This window comes from Frankia sp. AiPs1 (genome assembly GCF_023716945.1).
Taxonomy (GTDB): domain Bacteria; phylum Actinomycetota; class Actinomycetes; order Frankiales; family Frankiaceae; genus Frankia.
On record NZ_JAMQQF010000645.1, the window covers coordinates 1 to 3,221 of the forward strand.

At 73.6% G+C, this 3,221-nt stretch carries 4 protein-coding genes; 1 reads left to right on the forward strand and 3 read right to left on the reverse strand.

From position 1 onward, the window contains the following. Positions 1-471: FHA domain-containing protein (locus tag ND748_RS28790; RefSeq protein WP_251749330.1), on the forward strand; the 471-nt coding region annotated here is incomplete at its 5' end. A gap of 157 nt (positions 472-628) precedes the next feature. On the opposite strand, the gene cysS is transcribed toward ND748_RS28790, so the two are convergent. The 3 genes from cysS to ispF all read right to left on the reverse strand — a co-directional run bounded on the left by cysS (position 629) and on the right by ispF (position 3,184). After that, positions 629-2,149, reverse strand: a complete 1,521-nt coding sequence (gene cysS, locus ND748_RS28795; RefSeq protein ID WP_251749331.1) for a cysteine--tRNA ligase — start codon at positions 2,147-2,149, stop codon at positions 629-631. A 47-nt stretch (positions 2,150-2,196) separates the two neighbouring features. Then, positions 2,197-2,589 carry a PPOX class F420-dependent oxidoreductase gene (locus ND748_RS28800; protein WP_251749332.1) on the reverse strand — a complete coding sequence of 131 codons (393 nt, stop codon included), beginning with the start codon at positions 2,587-2,589 and terminating at the stop codon, positions 2,197-2,199. A 112-nt stretch (positions 2,590-2,701) separates the two neighbouring features. Continuing rightward, positions 2,702-3,184 carry a 2-C-methyl-D-erythritol 2,4-cyclodiphosphate synthase gene (gene ispF, locus ND748_RS28805; protein ID WP_251749333.1) on the reverse strand — a complete coding sequence of 161 codons (483 nt, stop codon included), beginning with the start codon at positions 3,182-3,184 and terminating at the stop codon, positions 2,702-2,704. Positions 3,185-3,221 lie beyond the last annotated feature (37 nt).

Sequence of the window (3,221 nt, forward strand, 5' to 3'; positions counted from 1 at the left end):
GGGCGGGGCGGCCGGCGCGAGCCGATCGCCGACGACCCGCGCGGCGCCGGCGGGTGGGACCGGGACCGTCCCCCGGCGGGGGCCACCGTCTGGGAGGCCATCGTCGAGGCGGAACGCGAGTACTACGACAGCGGCGATGACCACCGGGTGCCGTTCCCGACCTTCTACCCGCGCCGCGTCTTCGCGCTCGCCGGCGCGCAGATGCTCGTCGGCCGGCGCAGCGAGTCGCGTGGCATCCACCCGGACATCGACCTGTCCGGCGCGCCGGAGGATCCGGGCATCTCGCGCAGCCACGCGTTGTTCGAGCAGCTCCCCGACGGCGGCTACGCCGTGCGCGACCCGGGCTCGACCAACGGCACTCGGCTCAACGACGAGCCGGACCCGATCGAACCCGGGCAGCCCGTCCCGCTCCGGGACGGCGACCGCGTCTATCTGGGTGCCTGGACGCGCATCACGCTGCGCGCCCGCTGATCGACCGGCGCCGGCCCGTGAATCGGGCCGGCGCCGAACGTCGCGCGGGGTCGTCGTCCACTCGGGCACGACTTGGCCGGCAGTCTGCGCGCACCGTCCCAGGCGGGGGCCTGGCCGGGCGGTGACCCCGCGACTGCGCTGCCATCGCTGGGCTGACTCAGGCCAGATGCCAGCGCTGTCCCTCGGGGGTGTCCTCGACGATCAGGCCAGCGGCCGCGAGCCTCGAGCGGATCGAATCGGCCTCCGCGTAGTCCCGCCGCGCCCGGGCCGCCGAACGCAGATCCAGCGCGATCTGCATAACCCCGTCGAGCGCGGGCCGAAGCTCGGCGCCGGCGGAGGGCCACTGCTCGTGCGGGTCGAGCCCGAGGACGCCGAGCATCCGACGGGTGACGTCGACCCAGCCCGCGAGCGCGCGGCTGTGCGCCTTGGACAGCACCTGGTTGCCCTGACCGACCGCGCTGAAGATGGCCGCGAGCGCGCGGCCGACCGCGAGATCGTCGTCCATGGCCGCCGCGAAGTCCGCCCATGCCCGCTGCGGGGTCAGCCCCGCCTCAGCGTCCCCCGCCGCGCCGCCCACGACCTCGCTGCCGGGCCTGCCCCGGGCTGCCCGCCCGCGCAGCACACTGCCCGCGCCGGACTCGCCGTCGTCGGCCGCCAGGGCCGCCGCCTCTCCCGGGCCGCCGAGGATGTCGAGCGCGTTGCGGACGAAGGTCTCGACCCGGTCGTGCGCCGCGGCCGACTCGCCCAGCGCCTCCGGGGTGTACTCGAGCGTCGAGCGGTAGTGCGCCGACAACAGGTGATAGCGCAACACCTGGGGGCGAACGACGTCGAGGGCGTCGGCGACGAGCACCGAGTTCCCGAGCGACTTCGACATCTTCGTGCCGCCGGTGGTCAACAGCCCGACGTGCATCCAGTACCGGGCCATCTCGCCGGTGGCGCCGGCTCCCGCCGCGCAGACCGTCTGTGCACGCTCGTTCTCGTGGTGGGGGAAGACCAGGTCGAGCCCGCCGCCGTGGATGTCGAAGACCGGACCGAGGTACTTGCCGGCCATCGCCGAGCACTCCAGGTGCCAGCCGGGACGACCGTCGCCCCAGGGCGAGGACCAGAACGGCTCGCCGGGCCGGGCGGCCTTCCACAGCGCGAAGTCCCGCGGATCCGCCTTGCCGGGCTCCGACTCCGCAGACGGCAGCATGGCGTCCGGCCGTTGGTGCGACAGGGCCCCGTAGTCGGTGAAGGAACCGACCCGGAACCAGACCGAGCCCGCTCCGGTGTAGGCGTGGCCGGCGCCGATCAGCGCGGAGATCAGCGCGATCATCTCCGGGATGTGGCCCGTCGCGCGCGGCTGGATCGTCGGCGGCAGGATGCCGACCGTGCGATAGGCGTCGTCGAAGGCCCGGGTCTGGCGGGTGGCCAGCTCCCAGACCGAGGTACCGTCCCGGTCCGCATTGATGATGATCTTGTCGTCGATGTCGGTCACGTTCTGCACGAGTGTCACCGCGTGCCCGGACTGCACCAGCCACCGACGCATCAGGTCGAACGGCAGGGCCGTGCGGAGGTGGCCCACGTGCGGCGGCGACTGCACGGTGGGTCCACACACGTAGACGCCCACGTGACCGGGGCGCAGCGGCTCAAATGGCCGCACGCGCCGCCTGCGCGTGTCGTAGAGGTGGAGACCCATCTGTCAAGGGTACGGCTCCGGCCCCGGCGGCGGGTATGCAGCCCGTGTCAGCCGACCGTCAGCACCCGGTCGGCCACAACCCGGATGACGAGCCGGACCTCGCCCGGATCGTCCCACCGGTAGATGTCGCCGGTGTACTTCAGCGACAACCGGTCGATCAGCTCCCCACCGCCCTGCTCGGTGAGCGTGGCGGTCCCGCGCACCTCGACGTACGAGTAGGGGTGGTCCTGGTCGAGGAACATCAGCCCGACCCGCGGATCACGCGCGATGTCCCGTTCCTTCGCGCGTCCGCGCGCCGTGGACAGCAACAGCTCGTCCTCGTCGCGATCCACCCAGAGCACGGTCATCCGCGGCGAGCCGTCGGCCTGGACCGTGGCCAGGACGACGTAGGTCCGCGCGTCCGCGAGGGCCCGCACCGGCTCGGGCAGGCGACCAGCCATCACACTCCTCGGGCTCCTCGGGGAGCGGCCAACGACGGCCCAGCCTTTCATTCACCGCCGGCACACTACCGAGCGATGACAGATCGGCATACCCCTCGGGCGCGGCCCGAGCTCAGGCGCGCACCACCAGGGCCGTGGCGATCGCCGCGAGCCCCTCGCCCCGGCCGGTCAGGCCGAGCCCGTCGGTGGTCGTCGCCGACAGGCTCACCGAGGCGCCCAGGGCCGCGGACATCGCCTCCTGGGCCTGCTCGCGGCGCGCAGCCATCCGCGGGCGGTTGCCGATGACCTGGACCGACACGTTCCCGATCACCCAACCGGCGACGGCGAGCAACCGGGCCGTCTCGGCCAGCAGGACCGCGCCGGACGCCCCCGCGTACTCCGGCCGGTCGGTGCCGAACACCTTCCCCAGATCCCCCAGGCACGATGCGGTGAGCAATGCGTCACAGGTCGCGTGCGCGGCGACGTCTCCGTCCGAGTGTCCGGCGAGGCCCGTCTCCCCCGGCCATTCCAGGCAGGCGACCCAACACGGCCGGCCGGCCGCGAACGGGTGCACGTCGACGCCGATGCCCACCCGCGGCAGCACCGCGGTCGTCAGGGCGCTCGAGGCCGGCGCCGGGCGGTCGGTGGGCGCC

Coding starts and splice junctions, on each gene's coding strand:
- cysS (WP_251749331.1), bottom strand. CDS start 2,149: ATGGGTCTCCACCTCTACGACACGCGCAGGCGGCGCGTGCGGCCATTT.
- ND748_RS28800 (WP_251749332.1), bottom strand. CDS start 2,589: ATGGCTGGTCGCCTGCCCGAGCCGGTGCGGGCCCTCGCGGACGCGCGG.